Here is a 26153-nt window from a genome sequence, read left to right as displayed (position 1 = left end):
GGGGGTATTAAGTCATAGTATAGCGGCGGGGTCAATTGTCGGCGGTGTAAAAATCGTAGTGCTAAAACATTACTAGATGTTATATAAAATGAACATCGTATTTACACGGATTTTAGTTATTGCACCAGGCCGCAAAAAAATAAGTTTTATTAATATTAGCTAAATAGTTTGTTGATTTGCGTCAATTGCTTGATTCCATTGGCCACTAAAATCGTCCATCTGTTCCGCATCGTTATTACTTTCGCGGTTAGCCTGGTCGGGTTGGATGCCTGTCTGAATATACTCCGCAGGAGTTGGGGTAATCTGTCGAGCATCTATGAGTATTATTAAACTATACAAACGATATCAGGATAAATGGTGGGCACTACCGCTCATCCTCCCTACGCTGCTGTTGCCGCTGGCGCGCGCCGCGAATACATTTGCAAATCTTAACGGTCACACCGTCTTTCTGTTTTATCTTCCGCTGGCGTTAGTATTGAGCCTGATGCTGTTTTTCGGCTGGGCGGCGATTCCGGGCATTATAGTCGGCTTGCTGCTGACCATTACGCGCGGAATGACCTTCGAGCAATCTATCGGCGTATTGTTTCATTTTTTGATCCCTTCAGTGCTGTGCTGGGGCGGTTATCGCATTTTCGTTCCACGCCGTCAGCAGATTTCACATGGTAATGTTGCCCTGATGCCGTATCGGCTGTTCTGGCAAATGCTGCTGCCCTCGGTAATTTTTCTCATTATTTCGCAGATTGCTGAGTATCTTGGCCTGCATCCGCGGGCGGCGGAACTGGTGGGGTCAACGCCATTTAGTTTACGTTCGTTAATCACTTTTCAGGCGCTGATGGTGGGGTGCTTGACCGGTGTGCCACTGTGCTATTTTTTGCTGCGTGTTATTCGTAACCCGCTACACTTACGCGGTTTTATATCCCAGGTGCGTTTACAAATCGACCAAAAAATAAAACCGCTGGAAATTATTGTCTGGGCAATAGTATTGTTAATAATACTGGCTTTATTATTCATGCCGTTAAATGCCAGCAGCACGATATTTAGCACAAATTATACATTGTCATTACTTATGCCGGTCATGTTGTGGGGGGCGATGCGTTTTGGCTATCGTTTTATTTCCCTGGCGTGGCCGCCGATATTAATTCTGGTTATCCATTTTCATTACAGCTACCTGCCATTTTCCCCGATCTACAATAACCAGCTGGCGATTACCTCCTCCAGTTACCTGGTGTTCTCTTTTATTATCGCTTATATGGCAATGCTGGCGACGCAGCAGCGGATGATCCACCGTCGGGTTCGCCGGATGGCCTTTCTCGACCCGGTCGTTCATATGCCGAATTTACGGGCCCTGAGCCGAGCGCTAAACCACTCGACCTGGTCGGTGCTGTGCTTTTTACGCATGCCAGAGCTGGAGTTGCTTGGGCGGCACTACGGCGTGATGCTACGCATTCAGTATAAGCAGCAGCTATCGGAATACCTGAGTCACATACTGCAGCCGAACGAAATGGTCTATCACCTTTCGGGCCATGACCTGGTGATACGCCTGAATAGCGACGATCATCAACAACGCATCGTGATGCTGGATGAGCGGATTAAGCAATTCCGTTTTATCTGGGATGGTATTCCGCTACAGCCGCCCGTCGGGATCAGCTATTGCAACGTACGTTCTCCTGTCAAGCATCTGTATTTACTGCTCGGCGAACTGAATAATATTGCCGACATGTCATTGACCAGCGGCCACCCGGAAAACGTGCAGCGCCGCGGCGCCGTTCACGTTCAGCAGGGGTTAAAAGAACGTGTGTCAATGATGAACCAGATCCTGCAGGCGCTGGATCAGAATCGTTTTCGGCTGATGGCGCAGCCCATTATCGGCATGCGCGGCGATAGTTATCATGAAGTCCTGTTGCGTATGGTGGGCGAGCAGGGCGAGCTAGTTGCGCCGGATAATTTTTTGCCTGCGGCGCACGAATTTGGCCTGGCTTCGCGCATCGACAGCTGGGTTATCGACAATACGCTGGCTTTTATGAACGCTAATCGCCATACGTTGCCGGGCATGCGTTTGGCCATCAATCTGTCGCCAGTTTCGGTCAGCCGCAGCCGTTTCCCGGACGAAGTCGAGGAAATGCTGCATCATTATAATATTGAGCCCTGGCAGCTTATTTTTGAACTGACGGAAAACCACTCGCTCAGTAATCCGGAGCAGGCGCAACAAACCCTCGCGCGGTTGCAGGAGTTGGGATGCCGGGTGGCGATTGATGATTTCGGTACCGGCTATGCCAGCTATGCGCGGCTGAAAACGCTTAACGTGGATATGCTGAAAATTGACGGTAGCTTTATCCGTAATCTGGTCACCAGCAGTCTGGATTATCAGGTTGTGGCGTCGATTTGCCGGTTGGCGCAAATCAAAAATATGCAGGTAGTGGCGGAGTATGTGGAATCGCCGGAGATCCGCCAGGCGGTGATTTCGCTGGGGATTGATTATATGCAGGGCTTTGACATTGGAATGCCGGTTCCGATAGAACAACTGGCCTGCGCGGCTGACGTCGCATAAAAAACGGCCGGGCGTGTGACCCGGCCGTTTTAGTGAAAGATGTCAGCTTTACGCTTCTTCTTCAGTAATTTTCAGCAGCCATTCAGGCACGCCTTCCCAGTACTGTTGCTCTTTTTCCAGATCCAGCAGCACCAACGCATTCTGGCTAAACCAGTCATGCGGGAAAATTAACGTCCAGTGGTTGGCTTCCGTCTTCAATGTCAGTTTTGGCGGCGTAGTGGTCGCCTGACGCTGATTGTTCAGTAATACGCCCAGACGCAGTAGTTGGATCAGCGGCAAGAACTGTTTTTTCTTGAACAAGGTAAAACGCGGCAAATCATCAAGCTTGATAGCTTTGCGGTGATAGCGCACCAGCGTGGCCATCAGGGTCTGCTGTTCCTGATTAAAGCCCGGCAGATCGCTATTTTGCAGGATATAGGCAGAGTGGCGATGCATGCCGCTGTGGTTAATGTTCAGCCCCACTTCATGTAGCATTACCGCCCACTTCAGCAGGGCAGACAGATGCGGGTTAGCCAGTTTCGGGTTTTGCTCCTGCCACTGTTCCAGCATCTGAGTGGTAGTCTCCAGTACCCGGCGCGCCTGTTCGCGATCGATATTGTACTGGTTCGCCAGGCTCTGGGCCGTACGGCTGCGAATATCCTGGTGGCGGAAGCGACCTTCCATCTCGTACAACACGCCTTCGCGCAGGGCGCCGTCGGACAGGCGCAGTTCTTTGATCGCCAGCGCGTCGAATACCCCGCACAAAATCGCAAGGCCCGGGGCGAATACCGCTTTGCGGTCCTCCGACAATCCCGGCAGGCTTAATGAGTCGAAGTTTTTATTCTTCAGAAGCTCACTGACCAGCATTTCAAGACGTTCCGGGGTAATGAAGCCGTCTTTCTCCCCCATGGCGACCAGCACTTCGTGCGCGGCTTTGATGGTGCCAGAGGCGCCCAGCGCCACGTTCCACCCCTGAATACGGAACTGCCAGGCCAGGGTTTCCAGTTTCTGCACCGCCGCCAGGCGCGCGCGCTGGAAGTTTTCTTTATTGATAACGCCGCCGGCGAAATAGGCCTGCGAGAAGCTTACGCAGCCCATACGTCGGCTTTCAACCAGGCGGGGCTCGAAATCTTCGCCGATGACGAGCTCAGTCGAACCGCCGCCGATGTCGATAACCAGCTTACGGCCGCGCTCCGGTTGCGTATGTTCGACGCCCATAAAAATCAGACGCGCTTCTTCGTTACCGGAGATTATTTCGATGGGATAAGGGATAACTTTTTCCGCTCGTTTGAGAAAATCCGCCGCGTTAGCCGCCTGGCGCAGGGTATGCGTACCGACGATACAAACGCTGGAAGGGGAGAATCCCTGCAGACGTTCCGCAAACAGCGACAGGCAGTTCAGCCCACGAGTAATCGCTTCTTCGCTCAACACCGAGTTTTCATCCAGGCCATCGGCCAGGTGGACGCGCTGCTTCAGGCGACCGATGATCTGCATTGCCCCGTCGACGACACGGGCGATCACCATATGAAAACTGTTCGAACCAAGGTCGACCGCAGCGAACTCCTGCGGCCGAGGTGTTTTTTCGTTTATTGGCATAGGTTAATCGGGTTGTTCGAGTGATTTGAGATAATCGTAAATCGCTATCTGTGCGCGTACTTTGCGGCGATTGCCGCGCGGCACGTAGCGATTACTCAGTTCTTTATCAAGATAGCGCGCTTTTACGGTATCGTTGAACAGGATATCGAGAATATCCAGTACGCGTTGCTTCAGACGCGGGTCCAGCAGCGGTACGGCGACTTCGATACGATAGTCGATGTTGCGTGTCATCCAGTCGGCGGAGGATAACCACACCTGTTTATCACCACCGTTTTCAAAACAATAGACCCTATCGTGCTCAAGGAAACGGTCAACGATACTAATCACGCGAATATTTTCGCTAATTCCCTCAAGACCCGGGATTAGCGAACACATGCCGCGGATAAGCAGGTTAACCGGCACGCCGGTACTGGAGGCGGCATAGAGTCTGTCCACCAGCCCTTTATCGACCAGGTTATTTAATTTAAGCGTAATTCCGGACGGTTGCCCATTTTGCGCATTGGCGATTTCGCGGTCGATCATTTCATACAGCAGACGACGCGAGTTCTGCGGCGACACCAACAGGTAGTCGAAGCTGACTGGCCGGTAAGGGTTTTCGATAAAATTAAACACGCGACGGACTTCATTAGTGATGCGCGCGTCGGCGGTGAGGAGCGAATAGTCGGTGTAGATACGAGCGGTTTTCTCGTTGAAGTTGCCGGTGCCGATATGCGCATAACGCACTACCTCATCGCCTTCTTTACGCGAAATGAGGAAGAGTTTGGCGTGGATCTTCAGCCCCGGCGCCGAGAAGATAACGTGTACGCCGGCTTCTGTCAGACGTTTGGCCCAGTGAATATTGGCCTCTTCGTCGAAGCGAGCCTGCAGTTCAACCACCACGGTCACTTTTTTACCGTTGTGGGCGGCGTGGATCATCGAATCGATAATCCGTGAATCCTTAGCGACGCGGTAGATATTGATTTTGATTGCCAGCACGCTTGGGTCGAACGAGGCCTGACGCAGCAGTTCAAGCACGTGCTCGAAGGTATGATACGGATAGTAGAGCAGTACGTCGCGTTCGCGGATAGCGTCAAAGCCGTTGCGAAATTTATCGAACCACAGGTGACGCAGGCGCGGCATCGGTTTGTTGACCAGATTGGCCTTGCCAACATTCGGGAAACCGATAAAGTCTTTAAAGTTGTGATAACGACCGCCCGGCAGCATCGAATCGTAGTTCGAGATGGAGAGCTTATCGCGCAGCATTTCGACCATCGCATCCGGCATATCGCGCTGGTAGACAAAACGCACCGGCTCGGCGGTTAAGCGCTGCTTCAGGCTGGAGGACATCAGCTCCATCAGGCTCGATTCCATTTCGTGTACCAGATCGTACTCGGCATCACGGGTCATTTTCATCGAGTATGCATTCAGGGCATCGTAGTCAAAGAAGCCCTTAAAGATATCATCCAGGCAGTAACGCAGAATGTTATCCAGCAGAATCATCGGTTTGCGGCGTCGCGGCGTCTCCGGCGGCAGGTTCACAAAGCGTGGCACCTTATCGGATGGAATTTCCAGCAGCGCATAGTTAATGGTATCGCCGCGGATAATCTCCACCGCCAGATAGGTGTAATCATCTTTCAGGAATTGAACCAGGTCCGTCTCGCGGTTGATCAGAATCGGCGAAATATGCTGGCGCAGATACTGTTTGAAGTAGTTGCGTAACCAGGATTGCTGGTTAACGGACAGCTGGCGTTCGTTAATCAGGAAGATCTGATTACGCGCCATTTCCAGCAGCAGTTCATTATAGAGACCATCAAATTCCTGATCGGCCTTTAGCACGCGGGCCTGGATTTTGCCTAACAGATGACGCGAATGGGCGGTACTACCTTGTTCTTCACTGATAAGAATGCGTCGCTTAAGTTCAGCGAAGCGCACTTTGTAAAACTCATCAAGGTTATTGGAGTAAATTCCTAAGAAGCGCATGCGCTCGATAAGCGGGTTGCTCTTGTCCGCCGCTTCCTGAAGTACGCGCTCGTTAAAGGACAACCAGCTGAGTTCTTTTTCGATGTATAGCTTTTCCTGGCCCATTACAACTCACACTCCGGATCATTGACGTCGCTTTTTCATTATGGCGAGCTTTGCCATTGAATGTCCAACTATGTCAAAGCAATATGACAGTTTTCTTGCAATCAGATGCCGGGAAAAAGCGGACGCGTTTGTTTGTTTACGTTATGTTCAGTCAGGGGCGAAATGGAGGGCGAAACAATGTGGGAAACGCGGGCGCTGGAGCTCAATAATCAGGACATCTGGCACTGGCCGTCGGCCTGTCGGTTGATTGAATACGCAATTGAGCATGATTTTAATACCGTGGTGGTGGGACAGGCCGAGTTATTTGGCAAGCTGGTTTCGCCACAGGGGTATACCCCTTTTGACTATAACGACCGATTGTCGAGCCAACAACGAGCGCGCTGTATCTATCTCAACCGGCTGGCGTTACGCTGCCGTGAGCAGGGGTTGCGATGTTATCTGCAGGCGAAAGAACTTAGCTTCCCGACCGAACTGTTATTAGCGCATCCGGAACTGCTGGATACCCCGCGCGGGGTGCGTTTTGATGTCGATTTCTGGAGCCGCTGGTTAACCGACAAAATCCGCGCCGTGTGTCAAAGCGTACCGGCGCTCACCGGTTTGATTATCGCGCTCTCCAGTACCGATGGATTATTACCGATCTCTCGCCCGCAGTGGGACAGACAACACGACGATCCCCGCCAGCCAGCGCAAAGCTTGATGCTCTACCGCCGCTGTTTTAACGCCCTGAGTCAGGCGGTAGCCGCGCAAAATAAGCATCTGGTACTGCGTGTCTTCCCTGCCAGCAATGACGATCTCAGCGCCGTGCTGGACGCGATTGAACCGCTGCCGCCTGCGGTTTCGGTATCGATAAAACTCACGCCGGAACGTTTCTGGCCTGCTTTCCCTAACAATCCGGCGCTGTTGGCGGTGCAGACGCGAGATGTATGGATCGATATCGATCTTGCCGGCGAAGAAGTGGGATGGGGCGTCATGCCGTTTTTACGTATTGATGAGCTGCAGGGGCGACTGTTGTGGTGTCAGAGTCGCAACCCGTGCATTACCGGCGCTATCTGTAAAACCAGTTGGGAAAGTATCGATAATCACTGGATCCCTGCGACGTTAAGCGAATGTAATCTCTTCGCCTGTAGTCAGTTGCTGGGCGAAGGGGCGGCGAAAAATCAGCAGCAGTTACTGGTGCAATGGCTGGCGCAGCGTTACGGCTGGTGTCCGCCAGCCGATGTCGCGCAGCAGTTCCAGTCGCTGCTTGAGCAGGCGACGCAGACGCTCTATCAGTCAATATATGTGCGAGACCATGTTTTCCATCGCCATAGCCAATTGCCTGAAAGCTACGGCCAGGCGGTGTGGGGCCTTTACGGACAACTGGCGCGCAGCCACTGGTTACCCGGTTCGGCGCAGGATATCCACTTCACCCGCGACGACCCGCAGAAGTCGATGGCTAATCTCACGCAAATCGCGCAAGAAAAAGATGAGGTCGCAGCCAGCGCGCAGCAGTTGGGGAAAGCGGCGCAAGCGTTCGCTCTCACGGCGGATTTTCCCGCCGCGCTGGCGCTTCGGTGGCGTGAGGAGTGGCAGGGACTGGCGCTCTATTGCCAGACGTTTACCCACGCGCAAAAGGCCTTCTTTACTCTGCACTTCGCCCGAGAGGTGGAAAACAGCTGGAGCATGCGGGAGATTTGCCATATTAACGTGCAGGCGTTATATCGCTGCGCATCGGAAATGGAAACGCTTTGTCAGCAGACAGGCGAGGCCTCACCGGCGTTTTACGTGATGTTCGATCCTGTACGAGCACGTAATCTGGCGGATAGCCTGAGCACCGAACTGACGGCGCTCAGATAGCCGTATTAAAGCGTGCGGCGTAGCGCTTCAACCAGGCACAGTATCGCCATTGCCTGGCCGTAGGGCATGGCGGTCAGGGGGATGTTACGATAGTGGTCGAGGTCGTTGCCCATCGCCGTGCCAAACGACACCTGCGTTAACTCTCCTTGCGGCGAGATATGTTCGATAATGCCCCGGCAGGCTTTCCCGGCGACCGGCAGAAACCCATCGTCGAGGTAGCCGAGGCGGACCGCCTTGAAAATACCCGCGGCAAAACCCGCCGTCGCAGAGGCTTCCAGATAACTATCCGGGTCGTTAAGCAGCGTCGGCCATAGGCCGTTTTCGGCCTGGCAGCGGGCAAGGGCGCTGACCTGAATCTGCAGAGTATTTTGCAACTGGCGGTAAAAGGCGTCATGTTCGTCGAGCTCAAGTATCTCCAGCAGTTCCGGTATCGCCAGCGTTATCCAGCTATTGCCGCGGGCCCACAGCGCGCCGGCGAAATGGTGTCTGCCGTCGAAATGCCAGCCGTGAAACCACAGGCCGCTTTGGTGGTCGCTTAAATAGTGCAGGTGCTGCAAAAACTGAAATTTCGCCTCTTCTACCCAGCGCGGTTTACCAAACATCTTGCCGAGCATCGCCAGCGGCAGTACCGCCATCATGAGCGTATCGTCCCAAATTTGTTGATGATGGGGATTCTCATAGGTGACGTGTTGCAGGCAGCCCTCTTCGGTACGCGGCATCTGGCGATATATCGCATCTCCCCAGCTTTCCAGATAGGCGCGCCAGTCGCTGCGCGGCGTCTGTTGATAGCACAGCGCCAGGGTTAAAAACGGACAAGCGGTGTTGATGTTTTTCTCCGGCGTACCCTCGGCGAAACGGGCGCTAAACCAGCCGTCGATAAGTTCACGAGCCCGAAGCGATCCTGTCAGCTGCTGGTAGCGAAACAGGCCAAACAGGGCGATGCCATGCGTCCACTCCCAACCGTCCCAACCTTTGGTGTCAACCACCCGGCCATCCGCCAGCCGTTGCAAATACTCGCCGCTATCATCGGTAATCGCGGTTAAGTTGCCGATTAGCGCTTCGATGAGTGATTGTAATTCAGGACGGTTGTTTTTCTGCGACATAGTGATTTCCTTGAGAAGAAACGGCGGCGTGTTGCCAGCGATCGTTGCGATGAGGATGGCCGGTCAGTAGCTCGATAGTTTCGCGGGTCTGCAGGCTGGCATCCTGTGGATGACCACCGGCGCGCAGACGCTCCAGTTCGCTAATCAGGATTTGATGTCGCGGCTGGCTCAAGCGAAAACGAAACGCGCCATACATTGCCAGTAAGGCCAGCAGGCCGGGGCCTACGAGGAATACCCACCAGATACCATTCAGCACGGCGGTATTCTGCGTTTCGGCGCCTTTGGTGAATCCAAAGGCTTCCAGCGCCAGGCCGACGATAAACAGCGCCAGCGCCTGGGAGAATTTGCGCGTCAGCATCATCACCCCCGCGTAGATCCCTTCACGCCGCACGCCGGTGTAAGCTTCATCGATATCGGGCAGAAAATTGTAGACATTCCATGGGATAAGATAGGTGCCGCCGCGGGCGATGCCCATCACGATTGCGCCGCCGAGCAGCAGCCAGGAAAGATGGCTGAAAGAAGCGGTCAATTGGCTGAACCACAGTAGCGCGCAGAGGATCAGCGCGATAGCGACCTTATAGGCGTTGCCGTTGCCGACGCGGATGCAAAGCCAGGTAAATAAAGGGATCGCGAAGAACTGAAACAGCGTCATCAGACTCATGGCCTGCGAAGCCAGCGAGGTGCCGACACGTAGCACGTAGGTCATATAGTGCATAAACAGCGAGCCGAAAATATCCAGCGCCACCGCGCCGCCGACATACATCATGATATGAATACGGAAGGTCCGCAGACGGAAGGTAGAGGCCATTTCGCGATACAGCGAACGTAGTGTTTTGCCTAAACCTTGCTGCGTCTGCGGTGGTGGGAGATGCTCACGTTCCCAGGTACCGCGCCAGACGAAGATCCACGGCAAGGCAAAAAGCAGGGCGAAGATAATGCCGATATAGAGAAACGCCTGCGATTTATCGGCGACGTGGGCCATGATTTGCCCGGGGATCAGCGCCGCGAGAAAGGCTGTCGCCTGAGCGAATAGCATTCGCGCGCCGGACATTTTCGAGCGCAAATCATAGCGGGTGGTCATCTCTGCAGGCAGCGTATCGTAAGGCACCATCAGCAGGGTGAAGACGGTGCTGAATAGTAGATAGGTACCAAGGTACCAGGCGTAGCCAAAACCACTTATCCACATCAGGGCGAAACAGAGCGATAACGGCGCGCCGAGAATAAAGAAGATCCGTCGCCGCCCCCAACGGGTGCGAATGTTGTCGGTAATGTAGCCCATCACCGGGTCCGTGATGCCGTCCCAAATCTTGGCGATGGCGAAAATAGAGGCCGCAGCGGCGGGCGAGAGCCCGGCGACTTCAATATAAAAGTAGAGCAGCCACAGGCCGGTGATGGTCATCGCGCCGCTGCCGAAAATATCGCCCATCCCCCAGCAGAGGATGTTGCGGGTTTTGACTTCTCGTTGTGGGGAGACTGTCCTCGTCATTGGAATATCTCTTATATGAAGGAAAGCGAGGTTGCACAGTAAAAGAGGGGGAAGGAGGCGAAAATCCCGACAGTCGGTTTTTCGTACCGTTCTGCGAGCAGCATGCCAAAAGGCGACAAAATGAAATAAATCCCGTGACGCTACTCACATATGCAGCGGTTTAAGAGGGCGTTTACTGTGATAACGGCCCTGTTTTCATTTTTTCCGCAGGCAAATTTTGCGCGTAATCTCACGTTTTGCCCCAGATCCTGACGGCGAATGTGAAAGAGTACGCAGATATTTCCGCGGTAGCGATTTCGACCCTACGCTGAGGGTGAGAGAGATGGTGAGATAGTCCCCACGTTGATTTCCAGGACATGCTATGAACATTTATCTTTCGCAGCGTCATCCCCATGCGGATGGCGTGACGCCTGATACTGAACTCTTTCAACAGGCGCTGGACGAACTGGCGCAGGCGGGCGGCGGCCGGTTGGTGGTTGATTGTGGCAGGTACGCGCTCGGCGGTTTACGGATAGGCTCGAACACCTGTTTGTGGCTGTCGCCGGGCGCCGAGCTTATCGTTAGCGAAAACTATGATGACTTTGCTCAGGCGACGGCGCTGAGCCGGGCGGAATCTTCAGATCGGGCCTTTCTGTATGCTGTGGATGCACAGAATATTACTATCTGCGGAGGCGGCGAGATTTACGGCAGTGCTGACGGCTGGTTTTCCCGTCAAGTTGATGCCATGGGTTACCGCACGCCAGCCAGGGCGCGCCCGCGGATCATTTTGCTGGAAAATTGCCGTCGCGTCCGGCTGGAGAATATCACCGTACGGCATGCCCCGATGTGGACAATTCATCTGGTCTCCTGCACGGGCGTGGTGGTTGACGGCGTCACCGTCGACAATGATTTGACGATGGCCAATACCGATGCGCTGGATATCGACAGCTGCCAGCAGGTCCATATCGCCAATAGCTATTTCAGCGCGGCGGATGATGCCATCTGTTTGAAAACCACCGATAAACCTGAGCGGATCCAGCGACCGTTGCGTCAGGTAACCATCGTTAACTGCACGCTGCGCTCGAAAAGCTGCGCCTTTAAAATCGGTACTGAAACCTGGCAGGATATTGAAGATGTGCTGGTGAGTAACTGCACTATCTTTGACTCCAATCGCGGCATTGGCCTGATATCCCGCGACGGCGGGCGGCTACGGCGGATGATTTTTAGCAGTATTGCTTTTGATTGCGTGAGCGCGCCGGCCTGTCATTGGGGCGAGGCGGACCCTGTTTTCCTTTCCGCGCGCCGTCGCGATCCGGCGATTGAACCCGGCGAAATCTCACAGATCCAGTTCCGCGGGCTGGTTGGCGAGTGCGAAGGCGCGATAAACCTGCATAGTGAAACGCCAGGTCAGATCCGGCGTATTCTGTTTGACGGCGTGCAGCTCACCCAGAAGCTGAACCTGGCAGCGGAGCAGGGGCTTTATGATATCCGCCCGCCGTGCAATCCGATGTCGCCGACCGGGATGGGGATTGATAACGCCTGGTGTCTGAATCCGCAAAGCGGCCGAGTTTGGGGTGTCGAACCTTATCCCGGCGGTTTGCCGGTACTGTATGCCAACGGCGTAGCGGGTCTGACACTGCGCGAGTTTGATTATCAGCGTCCGATACCGTTACCGGCAGCCTGGAACCCTAACGCGCTATGTCTGGAAAACGGCGATAATTAGCGAGGAAATAAGAGAGGAAGGTGCCCCGGCGATTGCTCCGGGGCAGGTCGAACTTATTCTTCGGCGGCATAGCCCTGCGGCGGCAGCTTGCGATTATCCAGCCACGCAGAGTTAGCTTCCATACGCAGGCGGCCATCAACAAACCAGCTCACCACCAGCGGGTAGATGTCGTGCTCCTGCGCCTGAACGCGGGCGGTAACGTCATCTTCGCTGTCTTCCGGAAATACCGGCACCCGAGCCTGTAAGATCACCGGCCCGCCGTCGAGTTCGTCGGTGACGAAATGCACCGAGGTGCCATGTTCCTCATCACCATTTTCCAGCGCCTGGCGATGAGTATGCAGCCCTGGATATTTCGGCAGCAGAGAAGGATGGATATTCAGCAAGCGCCCCTGATAGTGGCCAACAAACGCTGGGCTAAGGATACGCATGTAGCCCGCCAGCACCACCAGATCGGGTTGGAAGACATCGATTTGCTGCATCAGCTCGCGGTCGAAGGCTTCGCGGCTATCAAACGCTTTCGGCGAGAGCGCAAAGGCCGGAATACCGGCCTCGCGGGCGCGCTCAAGGCCGAATGCTTCGGCCTTATTGCTGAATACCGCACGCAGGGTGCCGTTGATTTGCTTCCGGGCGCAGGCATCAATAATCGCCTGTAAATTACTGCCGTTACCGGAAATCAGCACCACAATGTTTTTCATTCAATGACCACGCGTTGTTCGGCATCGGATGCCTTGATGTAACCGATTTTCCACGCGTTTTCACCCTGCTCGTTCAGCAGGGCGATGGCTTTATCCGCCTCGGCTGCCGGCAGCGCGACCAGCATGCCGACGCCGCAGTTAAAGGTGCGGTACATTTCGTGGCTGCTGACATTACCGGCGGTTTGCAGCCAGTTGAAGACTTCCGGCCACTGCCAGGAGGACTCGTCGATTACCGCCTGGGTGTTGTCCGGCAGTACGCGCGGGATATTTTCCCAGAAGCCGCCGCCGGTCAGGTGGGCGATGGCGTGGACGTCGACGTTAGCAATCAGATTCAGAATCGATTTGACATAGATGCGGGTCGGCGCCAGCAGGTGGTCGGCCAGCGGTTTGCCGTTGAGGTCGGTGGTCTGCGGATCAACGCCGCTGACTTCGATAATCTTACGCACCAGCGAGTAGCCGTTAGAGTGCGGGCCGCTGGAGGCAAGCGCGACCAGGACGTCGCCGTCAGCCACTTTGCTGCCGTCGATGATTTCTGATTTTTCTACCACGCCGACGCAGAAACCGGCCACGTCATAATCTTCACCATGGTACATACCCGGCATCTCCGCCGTTTCGCCGCCAACCAGCGCGCAGCCGGACTGTAAGCAGCCTTCGGCGATGCCGTTGATGACGCTTGCCGCGGTGTCTACGTCCAGTTTACCGGTCGCGTAGTAGTCGAGGAAAAACAGCGGCTCGGCGCCCTGAACTACGAGGTCATTGACGCACATAGCGACCAGATCGATACCGATAGTGTCGTGACGTTTAAGGTCCATCGCCAGACGCAGCTTGGTGCCGACGCCGTCGGTACCGGAGACCAGTACCGGTTCGCGGTATTTCTGCGGCAGAGCGCACAGCGCGCCGAATCCGCCCAGTCCGCCCATCACTTCCGGGCGACGGGTTTTCTTCACCACGCCCTTAATACGGTCGACGAGAGCGTTGCCTGCATCAATATCCACGCCGGCATCTTTATAGCTGAGAGAGGTTTTATCGGTCACTGCGAAGTCTCCACGCGTTTGCGGTAGCAAGAAAAATCGGCGCAATTCTAACAGGGAAAGCAAACGTTTGCGAGCCTGCTTTACACTCGATTTAAAACGGCTAACAGATGAGCAAATTTGATACTGTTCACGAAAATGAAACCGGGTACAGTCTTCTGCTTGCCTCGCCTTTAATGAATGATCATTATGCCAATGAAACCGGTTTCTGTTTGGTGAAAAGCGCATAACGATCGTCTATAGGGAGAGTATATGTCCGGATTCAAAGAAGGTTTTTTGTGGGGCGGCGCGGTAGCGGCGCATCAGCTTGAGGGCGGCTGGCAAGAAGGAGGGAAGGGGATTAGCGTCGCGGACGTGATGACCGCAGGCGCCCATGGGGTGCCGCGAACGATCACCGACGGCGTACTGCCTGGTCATGACTATCCCAACCATGAGGCAATTGATTTTTATCATCGTTATAAAGAAGACGTAGCGCTGTTTGCCGAACTGGGATTTAAGTGTTTCCGTACTTCAATTGCCTGGACGCGAATTTTTCCGCGGGGCGATGAGCTGGAGCCCAATGAGGCGGGCCTGCAATTCTATGACGATCTGTTCGACGAGTGCCTGAAATATGGCATCGAACCGGTGATCACGCTCTCCCATTTTGAAATGCCTTACCACCTGGTGACTGAATACGGCGGCTGGCGCAACCGTAAGCTGATTGATTTCTTTGTCCGCTTCGCGAAGGTGGTGTTTACCCGCTATCAGCACAAAGTGAAGTACTGGATGACCTTTAACGAGATCAACAACCAGGCCAACTTCCATGAAGATTTCGCCCCCTTTACCAACTCCGGCCTGAAGTATCAGCCCGGAGAAGACCGTGAGCCGGTGATGTTTCAGGCCGCCCATTATGAACTGGTGGCCAGCGCGCTGGCGGTAAAGGCGGCACGTGAGATTAATTCGGACCTGCAGATTGGCTGTATGATCGCGATGTGTCCAATCTATCCGCTCACCTGCGCGCCGGACGACATCATGATGGCGATGAACGCTATGCATCGTCGTTACTGGTTTACCGATGTGCACGTGCGTGGCCGCTATCCGCAGCATTTGCTCAACTACTTCGCGCGCCGCGGTTTTACGCTGGATATCACCGACGCCGATCGCCTGGCGTTAAAAGAGGGTTGCGTCGACTATATTGGTTTTAGCTACTACATGTCCTTCGCCACCAAAGCGACTGACGATAATCCGCACCTGGATTACGACGAAAGCACCAGCCTGGTCTCCAACCCTTACGTCAAGAAATCGGATTGGGGCTGGCAGATTGACCCGGTTGGTCTGCGTTACTCGCTCAACTGGTTCTGGGATCACTATCAGTTGCCGCTGTTTATCGTTGAGAATGGCTTTGGCGCCATTGACGTGCGTGAAGCTGACGGCAGCGTGGATGACCAGTATCGTATCGAGTATCTCAGTGCCCATATTGCCGAAATGAAAAAAGCGGTAGTGGAAGATGGCGTCGATCTGATGGGGTATACCCCGTGGGGTTGTATCGATCTGGTCTCCGCCGGTACCGGCGAGATGAAAAAACGCTATGGATTTATCTTTGTCGATAAAGATAACGACGGTCGCGGCACGTTGGCCCGCAGCCGTAAAAAATCCTTTGCCTGGTATCAGCAGGTTATTGCCAGTAACGGCGAAAATCTGTAATCGCCAACAAGCATAGCCTTGTCAAAGATAAAAGCCGAAGGGGAACCTCCGGCTTTTTTTGTTTGTTTTATAATGTGTAACAATCCATAAATCACTTTGTTTGATATACGTCAAGCAAGATGGGTATGGCGCAATCCGCAAAAAGCGGTATAATCCCGCGATTTTTTTTGTGGCTGCCCCTCAGAGGAGAAAGAGAATGAAGATCGTGGAAGTGAAACATCCACTCGTCAAACACAAGCTGGGCCTGATGCGTGAGCATGACATCAGTACTAAACGCTTCCGTGAACTCGCCTCAGAGGTTGGTAGCTTACTGACCTACGAAGCAACCGCCGATCTCGCTACCGAGCGTGTCACTATCGAAGGCTGGAACGGTCCGGTCGAAGTTGAGCAGATCAAAGGTAAGAAAATTACCGTGGTGCCTATCCTGCGTGCCGGTCTGGGGATGATGGAAGGCGTGCTGGAGCACGTGCCTAGCGCGCGTATCAGCGTGGTTGGCATCTACCGTGATGAAGAAACGCTGGAGCCGGTTCCTTACTTCCAGAAGCTGGTTTCTAACATTGACGAGCGTATGGCGCTGGTGGTTGACCCGATGCTGGCAACCGGCGGTTCGATGATCGCAACTATCGACCTGCTGAAAAAAGCGGGCTGTTCGAGCATTAAGGTGCTGGTGCTGGTGGCGGCGCCGGAAGGCATTGCCGCGCTGGAGAAAGCGCATCCTGACGTCGAGCTGTACACCGCCTCCGTCGACCAGGGCCTCAACGAGCACGGATACATTATTCCGGGCCTCGGCGATGCCGGCGATAAGATTTTCGGTACCAAATAAATGATGAAGTGATAAAAAGCCGACTTTGAGAGTCGGCTTTTTTTTGAATAAATCACGCCCACAACAAATAACAAACGACTCTCAGAGGATAACATTATGACGCGCCGTGCAATCGGGGTGAGTGAAAGACCGCCGCTTTTACAGACAATCCCGCTTAGTTTGCAACATCTGTTCGCCATGTTTGGCGCAACGGTTCTGGTGCCTATTCTGTTCCACATTAACCCGGCTACCGTACTGCTGTTTAACGGCATCGGTACGCTGTTGTACCTCTTTATCTGTAAAGGCAAAATTCCGGCCTATTTGGGGTCGAGCTTCGCCTTTATCTCCCCGGTGCTGCTGCTGTTGCCGCTGGGTTATGAAGTGGCGCTCGGCGGTTTCATTATGTGCGGCGTCCTGTTCTGCATTGTCTCCTTTATTGTCAAAAAAGCCGGTACCGGCTGGCTGGATGTGATGTTCCCGCCGGCGGCGATGGGCGCCATCGTGGCGGTTATCGGCCTGGAACTGGCGGGCGTGGCGGCGAACATGGCCGGGCTGCTGCCGGCTGATGGCCAATCGCCCGATAGCAAAACCATTATTATTTCGATGGTGACGCTGGCGGTGACGGTTTTTGGTTCCGTACTGTTCCGCGGCTTCCTGGCGATTATCCCGATTCTTATCGGCGTGCTGGTGGGCTATGCGCTCTCCTTCGTGATGGGTGTGGTCGATACGACGCCTATCGCCGAAGCGCACTGGTTTGCACTGCCGACTTTCTACACCCCGCGCTTTGAATGGTTTGCCATTTTCACCATTTTGCCTGCCGCGCTGGTGGTGATCGCCGAGCACGTGGGGCACCTGGTGGTGACCGCCAATATCGTTAAACGCGATCTGATCCGCGATCCGGGTCTGCACCGCTCGATGTTCGCCAACGGGCTGTCGACGATTGTCTCCGGTTTCTTTGGCTCAACGCCAAACACCACCTACGGTGAAAATATCGGCGTGATGGCGATTACCCGCGTATACAGTACCTGGGTTATTGGCGGCGCGGCGATTATTGCGATTCTGCTCTCCTGCGTCGGCAAGCTGGCGGCGGCGATTCAGATTATCCCGGTACCGGTGATGGGCGGCGTTTCTCTGCTGCTGTACGGGGTGATCGGTGCATCCGGTATCCGCGTGCTGATCGAATCAAAAGTCGATTACAGCAAAGCGCAGAACCTGATTCTGACCTCAGTTATTCTGATTATCGGCGTGAGCGGCGCGAAGGTGCATATTGGCGCGGCGGAGCTGAAAGGCATGGCGCTGGCGACGATCGTCGGTATCTGTCTGAGCCTGATCTTTAAACTGATCAGCGTTCTGCGTCCGGAAGAAGTGGTGCTGGACGCCGCGGATAGCGAAGAAGCGAAATAACGATCCTGATACCGGGCAGCGATCCTGTCCGGTTCTCTCCGGACCTAAAACTGTGTTAAACTCTTCGCGTTTTTCTGTAAGCCTATGTTGAGGTCCATCTGAACGCTCCGGCACAGCTCTCTTTGCCACTGTATCTTCCTGACGACGAAACGTTCGCGAGTTTCTGGCCGGGTGATAATCCTTCCCTACTTGCCGCTCTGCAGAACGTGTTGCGGCAGGAACACAGCGGATACATCTATATCTGGTCTCGTGAAGGCGCGGGGCGTAGCCACCTTTTGCATGCCGCCTGCGCTGAGCTATCCCAGCGTGGCGATGCCGTCGGCTACGTGCCGTTGGATAAGCGCACGTGGTTCGTGCCGGAAGTGCTGGACGGCATGGAGCAACTGGCGCTGGTGTGCATCGATAACATCGAGTGCGTGGCCGGGGACGAGCCCTGGGAGATGGCTATCTTTAATCTCTATAACCGTATTCTCGAATCAGGTAAAACCCGCCTGCTGATCACCGGCGATTGCCCACCGCGGCAGCTGCATCTCGGCTTGCCGGATCTCGCCTCGCGCCTTGACTGGGGGCAAATCTATAAGCTGCAGCCGCTGTCGGATGAAGATAAGCTGCAGGCGCTGCAGCTGCGCGCCAGACTGCGCGGTTTCGAGATGCCGGAAGACGTCTGCCGATTCCTGCTCAAGCGGCTGGATAGAGAAATGCGCTCGCTGTTTATGACGCTCGATCAGCTCGATCACGCATCGATTACCGCCCAACGAAAACTGACGATCCCATTCGTTAAAGAGATCCTGAAGCTTTAAGCCGAAAGCGACGCCAGTTCCTGCTCTGCCAGCCCGGTTAGCTGCGCCACCAGCGCGGGGGCGAGACCGCTACGTAACATTGCGGCGGCGATACGCTGTGCTTCTTCTTTCCGGCCCTCTTGCCGTCCCTGAAGCAAACCGCGCTCCAGCCCTTGCTGCTCGAGATATTCTGCAATAGTCATCAGCGTCTCCTTATGTTGAAAAAAATCGCGCCGCGGGCAAGACCGGCGGCGCGTAGGGGTTAGCTGACGATTTCCAGTACCTGTTCCGGCGGGCGGCCGATACGCGCCTGGCCGTGGCTGACCACGATGGGCCGTTCGATGAGCTTCGGGTTCTCGACCATGGCCTGAATCAACGCCTCTTCGCTGAGCTGTGGGTCGGCGAGATTGAGCGACTTATACAGATCTTCTTTCTGGCGCATCAGTTCACGGGCGCTGCTCATATTCAGCATTTTCAATAGCTGGCGCAGCGTCGCGGCATCCGGCGGCGTCTCCAGATACAGCACCACTTCAGGGTCGATGCCGTTAGCTTTCAGCAGGCTGAGCGTGTCACGGCTCTTCGAGCAGCGAGGGTTGTGGTAAATTTTTACCGCGTCAGACATGTGGTCTCCTTACATTTTCTGATAGGGGCGGAATCTTTCCTGCAGCTGGCGCAGCTGGTCGATGCGAGCGTCGTAGCGCGCCTGCTGCAAACTGCCCAATTTTACTTGCGAACTGGCGCTGCTCAGCAGCGAGATGGCCTGGTCAAGCCTACCGGCCAGCGCCATGCCTTCGGCTCGCGCCGCCAGCTCCTGGTCGCGATGACCCAATGCGCCTTCCGCCTGCGCCAACAGGTCCCAACCGTTGCCGTCATCTTTATTGTTAAAGGTGTAGCGGTTGAGAATGGTCGCGGCTTCCGCCGGCTGCCCGCCCTGTACGTAGGCATTGGCCAGGTTCAGTTGCAGGACCGGATCGGTGCGGATCTCTTTGGCGTTTTTCAGGCGGTTAATTGCGTCAGTGGTCTTTTTCTGCCCAAGATCGATATCGGTGGCGAGATCCAGATACCAGGGATTTTGTGGGTCGGCGCTGAGCAGCGGCTGGAGCGCTTTGCGCGCCTGATCGTAGTTATTGCTCTCCATAGCCAGTAGCGCGCGGCCATACTGCGCGGCGTGCTGTTCGCGGATGTTCCCTTTTGACCAGGCGTCAAGCAGATCGCTGCCGAGCTTATTTTCCCCGGAGTTGTACATACCGAGGGTACGGGCCTTGGCGAGATAGAAATCCGCCGACGACTGGACTACCACCGGGCGCATCTGATTGGCGCGGTTACGGGCGTCGGCCAGACGGCTTTCCGGCAGTGGGTGAGTGAGCAGCATTTCCGGCGGGCGGCTGGAATAGCGGGATTCGTCGAGTAATTTACCCATAAACGCCGGCATCGCCTGCGGATCGAAACCGGAGCGCTGCAGTACCTGAATACCGATGCGGTCGGCTTCTTCTTCGTTCTGACGGGTGAAGCTAATCATCCCCTGTTGGGTGCCAGCCAGGGTGCCGGTTAATGCCGCCATCCCCGCCTGCGGGCTGGCCATCGCCAGCAGAATAGAGCCCAGCGCGCCAACCCAGGTTAGCGGCGCGCTACGTTTTTGATCTTCCATCGCACGCGCCAGATGGCGCTGGGTGACGTGGGAGATTTCGTGCGCCATTACCGAGGCGAGCTGGCTTTCGTTATCCGCATAGCGGAACAGCGCCGAGTGCAGCACCACGTTGCCGCCGAAGAAGGCAAAGGCGTTAATCTGATCGTTATTAATCAGATAAAAGTGGAACGGCGTACGGACGGAATTAGCGTGAGCGACCAGGCGCATGCCCAGCCCGTTAATGTATTGCACCAACAGCGGGTCGTTTATCAGCGGCGCGCTGCCGCGTAGCTGGCGTACGTAGTAATCCCCCATCTGCATTTCCTGACCGATGGAAAGGGTGCTTCCTGCCGAGGTGCCCATATCCGGCAGCGTATCCGCCGAGTCAGCGGCGGCAGGTAATATCGTCCCCAGCGTCAACGACGCGACGGCGGCGGCCACCAGCGTTTTCTTTAACTGCCTGAACATAACCTCTGTCCTGTAATGTGGGTGTGCCAGTTTGACCGGTTGTGCGGCCCAATGTTCCCATGCCGCAGATTCAGCGAGTTTAGCTGTCGTTGATGGCGTTGAAAATATGATATTCGCACAGTTGTGCAGGTTTGTGTCATAGCCAATAAAAAGCGAAGTCTTTTTTGTGACACTTAGATACAATTCCCAGGATTGTGGCGATTTGCGCTTCAGGGAAGGGTTTATGCTTGAGATGTTAATGCAGTGGTATCGTCGTCGTTTCAGCGACCCGGAAGCGATAGCGCTGCTGGTTATTCTGCTGGCCGGCTTCGGCATTATGTTCTTTTTCAGCGGGCTGCTGGCGCCGCTGCTGGTCGCCATCGTGCTGGCCTATCTGCTGGAGTGGCCCACCGTTCGTCTGGAGCGTATCGGCTTGTCGCGAACCTGGGCCACCTCGCTGGTGCTGGTGCTATTTGTCGGTATCTTGCTGTTAATGGCCTTTGTGGTGATGCCGGTGGCCTGGCAACAGGGCATTTATCTCATCCGCGATATGCCTGGTATGCTCAATAAGCTTTCCGATTTCGCCGCCACGCTGCCGCGGCGCTATCCGGCATTGATGGATGCCGGCATCATTGATGCAATGGCCGAAAATATGCGCAGCCGCATGCTGACCGTTGGCGATTCGGTAGTGAAGTATTCGCTCGCCTCGCTGGTCGGCCTGCTGACGCTGGCGGTTTATCTGGTCCTGGTTCCGCTGATGGTTTTCTTCCTGCTGAAAGATAAACAGCAGATGCTCAATGCCGTACGCCGCGTATTACCGCGTAATCGCGGCCTGGCGGGGCAGGTGTGGAAAGAGATGAACCAGCAGATTACCAACTATATCCGCGGCAAGGTGCTGGAGATGATTGTCGTCGGCGTCGCCACCTGGATAGGCTTCATTCTCTTCGGTCTCAACTACTCGCTGCTGCTGGCGGTGCTGGTGGGATTCTCGGTGCTAATTCCGTATATCGGCGCTTTTGTGGTCACCATTCCTGTGGTCGGCGTGGCGTTGTTCCAGTTCGGGGCGGGTACTGAGTTCTGGAGCCTGTTTGCCGTATACCTGATAATTCAGGGGCTGGATGGCAACCTGCTGGTGCCGGTTCTCTTCTCGGAGGCGGTGAATTTACATCCGTTGGTGATTATTCTGTCGGTAGTGATTTTCGGCGGGCTGTGGGGTTTCTGGGGGGTATTCTTCGCGATTCCGCTGGCGACATTAATCAAGGCGGTGGTTCACGCCTGGCCTGATGGAATGGTTATTGAAGACGAGTGACGCGCTGACTGACGCAAAAAAACGCCGGGCGATTTATTATCCCCGGCGTTTTCATTTAGACGTTATGCGTTTTCTTTCAGCCAGTTCAGCACGACATCGTGGTGATTGCTGGTTTTGAAGTTATCAAACACATGTTCAATCTTGCCGTCAGCATCAATGAGGAAGCTAATACGGTGAATGCCGTCGTAGGTTTTCCCCATAAATGATTTTTCGCCCCAGACGCCGAACTGTTCGCAGACCTGATGATTTTCATCAGACAGCAGCGTAAAGTTCAGCAGCTCTTTTTCGGCAAAACGAGACAGTTTTTCTGGTTTATCAGTGCTGATACCCAGTACTTCGACGCCCGCTTTTTTCAGGTCGTCCATATTATCGCGTAAACCGCACGCTTGTACGGTGCAGCCTGGGGTCATGGCTTTCGGGTAAAAATAAACCAGAACACGCTGTCCCTGGAAGTCGGTTAAATTTACTTCCTCGCCGTCCTGGTCCGGTAAGCTAAATTTCGGTGCGATATCACCGGCTTTCAGTGGGGTCATTGGTTAAACTCCATCCTGTTCATCATGCTGTGAATAATTAACGATGTTAATACTGCCTTGTGCGCTCAGTTCTGTACATAGTGCTTTGAACGCTTGCTCGATATTTGTCGTGTTTTGCGAGGCAGGACTGTGTGCGGTGATTTGAATAAATAGCTGAGCGGCGTCTTTATCTTCTCCCGGTTGAGTACGGGAGACCAGTTCGGCGATATTCATATTCCACGTGTCGCACAGCGCGGTAAAGCGCTCAATGATATGCGGCGAGTCCGGCACCTCTACCTGGATCCAAACCGTATTCGGCATCGCCTGCGGTGGGCGGGCGGAGGTGCGCTTCATTACGATCAGCAAATCCAGCTCGGCTCCTTTTAACGGCAGCGTTGATTCGATCAGGTTAATCGCGTTCCACGAGCCGGAAAGCAGCATTATAAACGTGAACTCGTCGCCGAGCATGGCCAAGCGGCTGTCTTCAATATTGCAGCCGCAGCTGCTGACGTGGCGAGTGATTGTGTTTACGATGCCGGGGCGGTCTGCGCCCAGAGCGGTAATCACCAGATAGTGTTGTAATGAGGCTGTCAAACCTGTTCTTCCTTTAAAAAGGTGAGGTAACATTAGGAAAGCATAAAAAAAACCGGCGTACAACATCCCAGATGGCGTTGGGTCTCTTGCTTTTATTGCAGCACCAAACGTAACATTGAGAATCTTGTCCCACTTCTGCTCTGAGGATGGCCCATGTTCACGGGAAGTATTGTAGCGCTTGTCACGCCGATGGATGATAACGGTAATGTCTGCCGGTCAAGCCTGAAAAAACTGATTGATTACCATGTCGCCAACGGAACCTCGGCGATTGTTTCGGTAGGGACTACCGGCGAATCCGCAACGTTGAGCCATGAAGAGCATGGCGACGTCGTGATGATGACCCTTGAGCTGGCCGATGGCCGCATCCCGGTCATTGCAGGTACCGGTGCAAATGCAACCGCAGAGGCAATTAGCCTGACCAAACGTTTCAACGATAGCGGCGTTGTCGGCTGCCTGACGGTCACTCCTTATTATAACCGTCCGACCCAGGAAGGCCTGTTCCAACACTTTAAAGCTATCGCTGAACATACTGACCTGCCGCAAATTCTGTATAATGTGCCGTCCCGTACCGGTTGCGATATGCTGCCGGAAACCGTTGGCCGCCTGGCGGAAATTAAAAATATTGTCGGTATTAAGGAAGCAACAGGGAACTTAAGTCGCGTTCACCAGATCAAAGAGCTGGTTTCAGATGACTTTATTCTGCTGAGCGGCGATGACGCAACCGGCATGGACTTTATCCAGCTCGGCGGCGTCGGCGTCATTTCCGTCACGGCGAACGTTGCTGCGCGTGAAATGGCGGACATGTGCCGACTGGCGATGGCGGGTCAATTCGCGGAAGCTCGCGCGATTAACCAGCGTCTGATGCCGCTGCATACAAAATTATTTGTCGAACCCAACCCGATCCCAGTCAAATGGGCTTGTAAGGCGTTGGGACTTGTAGCGACCGACACGCTGCGCCTGCCGATGACGCCGATTACCGAAGCGGGTACGAAAGCGGTTACCGCAGCGCTGAAGCATGCCGGTTTGCTGTAGAGTTTAGGGAGATTTGATGGCTTACTCAGTACAGAAGTCGCGCCTGGCGAAGGTTGCGGGTGTTTCGCTGGTTTTACTCCTCGCGGCCTGTAGTTCTGACTCGCGCTATAAGCGTCAGGTTAGCGGCGACGAGGCTTATTTAGATGCCACGCCGCTCAGTGAACTTCACGCCCCGGCGGGGATGATCCTGCCGCTGCAGACTGGCGACTACAACATTCCGGTTGCCGCCAGCACCGGTGCGGTAGGCAAGGCGCTGGATATTCGTCCGCCAGCTCAGCCTTTAGCCCTGGTCAGCGGCGCGCGTACCCAGTTTAACGGCGACACCTCCACCCTGATGGTGGAAAACAGCCGCAGCGGTTCTTTATGGGCGCAGGTGGTTAGCATCGTACAGGCGAAAAACTACACCATCACCAAGCGTGACGATGCAGGCCAGACGCTGAATACCGATTGGGTAGAGTGGAACCGCCTTGATGAAGACCAGCAGTACCGTGGCCGTTATCAAATCTCCGTTAAGCCGCAGGGCTATCAGCAGGCGGTGGTGGTGAAGCTGGTGAACCTGGAGCAGGCGGGCAAGCCCGTGTCTGACCCGGCTTCTCTGCAGCGCTACAGCACCTCAATGCTGAACGTTATCTCTTCCGGTCTTGATTCCAACGCCACTAATGCGCAGAACGCGGCGCAGCGAAGCGCTGGCGCGACCTTCGACGTGCAGAGCGCGGCGGATGACACCGGCTTGCCGATGCTAGTGGTACGCGCGCCGTTCAACATGGTGTGGCAGAAACTGCCGGCCGCGCTTGAAAAAGTGGGCATGAAGGTAACCGACAGCACTCGCTCTCAGGGCAGCATGGCGGTAACTTACAAGCCGCTGTCTGACAGCAGCTGGCAGGATCTGGGCGCCAGTGACCCGCAGCTGGCCTCTGGCGACTATAAACTGCAGGTCGGCGATCTCGATAACCGCAGTAGTCTGCAGTTTATCGACCCGAAAGGCCACACCCTGACGCAGTCGCAAAATGACGCCCTGGTAGCCGTATTCCAGGCCGCATTTAACAAGTAATAAAAAGGGCTGGAGCAATCCGGCCCTTTTTAATGTATAGTGACGCAAACGTGTGCGTAGCCGCAAAATCAGGTAATTTGCCTGATTTTGCCTACGGGCGGAAAGGTAATTTTTTGGCTTAATATCACTGGAGTGGTGAAAGATGAAAAAGCAAGCTGAGTTGTATCGTGGCAAAGCGAAAACGGTATACAGCACCGAAAACCCGGATCTGCTGGTACTTGAATTCCGTAACGATACGTCAGCAGGGGATGGCGCCCGCATCGAGCAGTTCGATCGTAAAGGTATGGTGAATAACAAATTCAACCATTTCATTATGAGCAAGCTGGAAGAAGCCGGTATCCCGACCCAAATGGAAGCGCTGCTTTCTGATACTGAATGCCTGGTGAAAAAGCTGGATATGGTGCCGGTTGAATGCGTGATTCGTAACCGCGCGGCGGGTTCACTGGTGAAACGCCTGGGTATTGAAGAAGGTATCGAACTGACTCCGCCGTTGTTCGACCTGTTCCTGAAAAACGACGCCATGCACGACCCGATGGTCAACGAATCCTACTGTGAGACGTTCGGCTGGGTGAATAAAGAAAACCTGGCGCGCATGAAGGAGCTCAGCTACAAAGCGAATGACGTACTCAGCAAACTGTTTGATGATGCTGGTCTGATTCTGGTCGACTTCAAGCTGGAGTTCGGTCTGTTCAAAGGCGAAGTGGTGCTTGGCGATGAATTCTCTCCGGACGGTAGCCGTCTGTGGGATAAAAACACCCTCGATAAAATGGACAAAGATCGCTTCCGCCAGAGCCTCGGCGGCCTGATCGAAGCTTACGAAGAAGTGGCCCACCGTCTGGGCGTCAAGCTCGACTAATCCCCTCCGCGCCGGAA

At 54.6% G+C, this 26153-nt stretch carries 21 protein-coding genes and 1 pseudogene; 11 read left to right on the top strand and 11 right to left on the bottom strand.

What is annotated here, in order from left to right; all coding sequences use genetic code 11:
- The first annotated feature begins 316 nt into the window (after positions 1–316).
- Entirely contained in the window at positions 317–2548 is a 2232-nt protein-coding gene (locus tag ABLU86_RS16105; protein ID WP_015370391.1) for an EAL domain-containing protein, read from the top strand.
- 48 nt (positions 2549–2596) lie between these two features.
- On the opposite strand, the gene ppx is transcribed toward ABLU86_RS16105, so the two are convergent.
- Positions 2597–4123, bottom strand: a complete 1527-nt coding sequence (gene ppx / locus ABLU86_RS16100) for an exopolyphosphatase (protein ID WP_020078189.1) — start codon at positions 4121–4123, stop codon at positions 2597–2599.
- 3 nt (positions 4124–4126) lie between these two features.
- Entirely contained in the window at positions 4127–6187 is a 2061-nt protein-coding gene (ppk1, locus tag ABLU86_RS16095) for a polyphosphate kinase 1 (protein ID WP_015370393.1), read from the bottom strand.
- Positions 6188–6364: 177 nt separating this feature from the next.
- On the opposite strand from ppk1, the gene ABLU86_RS16090 reads away from it, so the two are divergent.
- On the top strand, positions 6365–8023 hold the full coding sequence (locus tag ABLU86_RS16090; RefSeq protein ID WP_047044691.1) for a hypothetical protein: 1659 nt from the start codon (positions 6365–6367) through the stop codon (positions 8021–8023).
- A 5-nt stretch (positions 8024–8028) separates the two neighbouring features.
- Here the strand turns inward: ABLU86_RS16090 and ABLU86_RS16085 are convergent, their stop codons facing one another.
- A complete protein-coding gene (locus ABLU86_RS16085) occupies positions 8029–9126 on the bottom strand; it encodes a glycoside hydrolase family 88 protein (protein WP_047044693.1) in 1098 nt (365 codons plus the stop codon).
- Complete coding sequence (locus ABLU86_RS16080; RefSeq protein WP_348796243.1) at positions 9101–10552, bottom strand: MFS transporter; 1452 nt, start codon at positions 10550–10552, stop codon at positions 9101–9103. The genes ABLU86_RS16085 and ABLU86_RS16080 overlap by 26 nt, the downstream gene beginning before the upstream one ends.
- A gap of 421 nt (positions 10553–10973) precedes the next feature.
- On the opposite strand from ABLU86_RS16080, the gene ABLU86_RS16075 reads away from it, so the two are divergent.
- On the top strand, positions 10974–12314 hold the full coding sequence (locus tag ABLU86_RS16075) for a glycosyl hydrolase family 28 protein (RefSeq protein ID WP_348796235.1): 1341 nt from the start codon (positions 10974–10976) through the stop codon (positions 12312–12314).
- Positions 12315–12367: 53 nt separating this feature from the next.
- Here ABLU86_RS16075 and purN read toward each other — a convergent pair whose 3' ends face one another.
- Positions 12368–13009 carry a phosphoribosylglycinamide formyltransferase gene (gene purN, locus ABLU86_RS16070; protein ID WP_015370398.1) on the bottom strand — a complete coding sequence of 214 codons (642 nt, stop codon included), beginning with the start codon at positions 13007–13009 and terminating at the stop codon, positions 12368–12370.
- Positions 13006–14043, bottom strand: a complete 1038-nt coding sequence (purM, locus tag ABLU86_RS16065; RefSeq protein ID WP_045392672.1) for a phosphoribosylformylglycinamidine cyclo-ligase — start codon at positions 14041–14043, stop codon at positions 13006–13008. The genes purN and purM overlap by 4 nt, the downstream gene beginning before the upstream one ends.
- Before the next feature lie 249 nt (positions 14044–14292).
- Between purM and ABLU86_RS16060 the strand changes: the two genes are divergently transcribed.
- The 4 genes from ABLU86_RS16060 to ABLU86_RS16045 all read left to right on the top strand — a co-directional run bounded on the left by ABLU86_RS16060 (position 14293) and on the right by ABLU86_RS16045 (position 18729).
- Entirely contained in the window at positions 14293–15723 is a 1431-nt protein-coding gene (locus tag ABLU86_RS16060; protein ID WP_348796236.1) for a 6-phospho-beta-glucosidase, read from the top strand.
- Positions 15724–15919: 196 nt separating this feature from the next.
- Complete coding sequence (gene upp, locus ABLU86_RS16055; protein ID WP_015370402.1) at positions 15920–16546, top strand: uracil phosphoribosyltransferase; 627 nt, start codon at positions 15920–15922, stop codon at positions 16544–16546.
- 96 nt (positions 16547–16642) lie between these two features.
- The gene (gene uraA, locus ABLU86_RS16050; RefSeq protein ID WP_015370403.1) at positions 16643–17929 is read left to right on the top strand and encodes a uracil permease; all 1287 of its coding nucleotides are present in this window, start codon (positions 16643–16645) and stop codon (positions 17927–17929) included.
- Between the two features lie 98 nt (positions 17930–18027).
- Complete coding sequence (locus ABLU86_RS16045; protein ID WP_026612247.1) at positions 18028–18729, top strand: DnaA inactivator Hda; 702 nt, start codon at positions 18028–18030, stop codon at positions 18727–18729.
- On the opposite strand, the pseudogene ABLU86_RS16040 reads toward ABLU86_RS16045, so the two are convergent.
- The 3 genes and pseudogenes from ABLU86_RS16040 to bepA form a co-directional block, all read right to left on the bottom strand.
- Positions 18726–18929, bottom strand: a pseudogene (locus ABLU86_RS16040) (ISNCY family transposase); the annotation flags it as partial. The gene ABLU86_RS16045 and the pseudogene ABLU86_RS16040 sit on opposite strands and share 4 nt — an antisense overlap.
- Before the next feature lie 41 nt (positions 18930–18970).
- The gene (gene arsC, locus ABLU86_RS16035) at positions 18971–19330 is read right to left on the bottom strand and encodes an arsenate reductase (glutaredoxin) (protein ID WP_015365459.1); all 360 of its coding nucleotides are present in this window, start codon (positions 19328–19330) and stop codon (positions 18971–18973) included.
- Positions 19331–19339: 9 nt separating this feature from the next.
- Positions 19340–20803: a beta-barrel assembly-enhancing protease gene (gene bepA, locus ABLU86_RS16030; protein ID WP_015365460.1), complete on the bottom strand. Its 1464-nt coding sequence runs from the start codon at positions 20801–20803 to the stop codon at positions 19340–19342.
- 223 nt (positions 20804–21026) lie between these two features.
- Here bepA and ABLU86_RS16025 point away from each other — a divergent pair, with 223 nt between their 5' ends.
- The gene (locus ABLU86_RS16025) at positions 21027–22091 is read left to right on the top strand and encodes an AI-2E family transporter (protein WP_015365461.1); all 1065 of its coding nucleotides are present in this window, start codon (positions 21027–21029) and stop codon (positions 22089–22091) included.
- 62 nt (positions 22092–22153) lie between these two features.
- Here the strand turns inward: ABLU86_RS16025 and bcp are convergent, their stop codons facing one another.
- Positions 22154–22624 (bottom strand): thioredoxin-dependent thiol peroxidase, encoded by a 471-nt coding sequence (gene bcp / locus ABLU86_RS16020; RefSeq protein WP_087858425.1) that lies wholly within the window; start codon positions 22622–22624, stop codon positions 22154–22156.
- 3 nt (positions 22625–22627) lie between these two features.
- Positions 22628–23197 (bottom strand): glycine cleavage system transcriptional repressor, encoded by a 570-nt coding sequence (locus tag ABLU86_RS16015; RefSeq protein WP_015365463.1) that lies wholly within the window; start codon positions 23195–23197, stop codon positions 22628–22630.
- 153 nt (positions 23198–23350) lie between these two features.
- Here ABLU86_RS16015 and dapA point away from each other — a divergent pair, with 153 nt between their 5' ends.
- The 3 genes from dapA (at position 23351) to purC (ending at position 26136) form a co-directional block, all read left to right on the top strand.
- Entirely contained in the window at positions 23351–24229 is an 879-nt protein-coding gene (dapA, locus tag ABLU86_RS16010; RefSeq protein WP_015365464.1) for a 4-hydroxy-tetrahydrodipicolinate synthase, read from the top strand.
- A gap of 16 nt (positions 24230–24245) precedes the next feature.
- Positions 24246–25280, top strand: a complete 1035-nt coding sequence (bamC, locus tag ABLU86_RS16005) for an outer membrane protein assembly factor BamC (RefSeq protein WP_015365465.1) — start codon at positions 24246–24248, stop codon at positions 25278–25280.
- A gap of 142 nt (positions 25281–25422) precedes the next feature.
- Positions 25423–26136, top strand: coding sequence for a phosphoribosylaminoimidazolesuccinocarboxamide synthase (gene purC, locus ABLU86_RS16000; protein WP_015703148.1), 714 nt, complete (start codon positions 25423–25425; stop codon positions 26134–26136).
- Positions 26137–26153 lie beyond the last annotated feature (17 nt).

This window comes from Klebsiella sp. JN_Kp121, assembly GCF_040062145.1.
GTDB lineage: Bacteria > Pseudomonadota > Gammaproteobacteria > Enterobacterales > Enterobacteriaceae > Klebsiella > Klebsiella aerogenes.
The sequence above is the reverse complement of the archived record's forward strand: the minus strand, read 5'-3'. Positions and strand labels throughout refer to the sequence as shown.

Excerpts from the sequence above, each read along its gene's own strand:
- ABLU86_RS16090 (WP_047044691.1), top strand. The coding sequence starts at position 6,365 with ATGTGGGAAACGCGGGCGCTGGAGCTCAATAATCAGGACATCTGGCAC.
- bcp (WP_087858425.1), bottom strand. The coding sequence starts at position 22,624 with ATGACCCCACTGAAAGCCGGTGATATCGCACCGAAATTTAGCTTACCG.
- bepA (WP_015365460.1), bottom strand. The coding sequence starts at position 20,803 with ATGTTCAGGCAGTTAAAGAAAACGCTGGTGGCCGCCGCCGTCGCGTCG.
- ABLU86_RS16105 (WP_015370391.1), top strand. The coding sequence starts at position 317 with ATGAGTATTATTAAACTATACAAACGATATCAGGATAAATGGTGGGCA.
- ABLU86_RS16060 (WP_348796236.1), top strand. The coding sequence starts at position 14,293 with ATGTCCGGATTCAAAGAAGGTTTTTTGTGGGGCGGCGCGGTAGCGGCG.
- purC (WP_015703148.1), top strand. The coding sequence starts at position 25,423 with ATGAAAAAGCAAGCTGAGTTGTATCGTGGCAAAGCGAAAACGGTATAC.
- uraA (WP_015370403.1), top strand. The coding sequence starts at position 16,643 with ATGACGCGCCGTGCAATCGGGGTGAGTGAAAGACCGCCGCTTTTACAG.
- ppk1 (WP_015370393.1), bottom strand. The coding sequence starts at position 6,187 with ATGGGCCAGGAAAAGCTATACATCGAAAAAGAACTCAGCTGGTTGTCC.
- ABLU86_RS16080 (WP_348796243.1), bottom strand. The coding sequence starts at position 10,552 with ATGGGCGATATTTTCGGCAGCGGCGCGATGACCATCACCGGCCTGTGG.
- arsC (WP_015365459.1), bottom strand. The coding sequence starts at position 19,330 with ATGTCTGACGCGGTAAAAATTTACCACAACCCTCGCTGCTCGAAGAGC.
- ppx (WP_020078189.1), bottom strand. The coding sequence starts at position 4,123 with ATGCCAATAAACGAAAAAACACCTCGGCCGCAGGAGTTCGCTGCGGTC.
- ABLU86_RS16085 (WP_047044693.1), bottom strand. The coding sequence starts at position 9,126 with ATGTCGCAGAAAAACAACCGTCCTGAATTACAATCACTCATCGAAGCG.
- ABLU86_RS16075 (WP_348796235.1), top strand. The coding sequence starts at position 10,974 with ATGAACATTTATCTTTCGCAGCGTCATCCCCATGCGGATGGCGTGACG.
- dapA (WP_015365464.1), top strand. The coding sequence starts at position 23,351 with ATGTTCACGGGAAGTATTGTAGCGCTTGTCACGCCGATGGATGATAAC.
- bamC (WP_015365465.1), top strand. The coding sequence starts at position 24,246 with ATGGCTTACTCAGTACAGAAGTCGCGCCTGGCGAAGGTTGCGGGTGTT.
- ABLU86_RS16025 (WP_015365461.1), top strand. The coding sequence starts at position 21,027 with ATGCTTGAGATGTTAATGCAGTGGTATCGTCGTCGTTTCAGCGACCCG.
- purN (WP_015370398.1), bottom strand. The coding sequence starts at position 13,009 with ATGAAAAACATTGTGGTGCTGATTTCCGGTAACGGCAGTAATTTACAG.
- upp (WP_015370402.1), top strand. The coding sequence starts at position 15,920 with ATGAAGATCGTGGAAGTGAAACATCCACTCGTCAAACACAAGCTGGGC.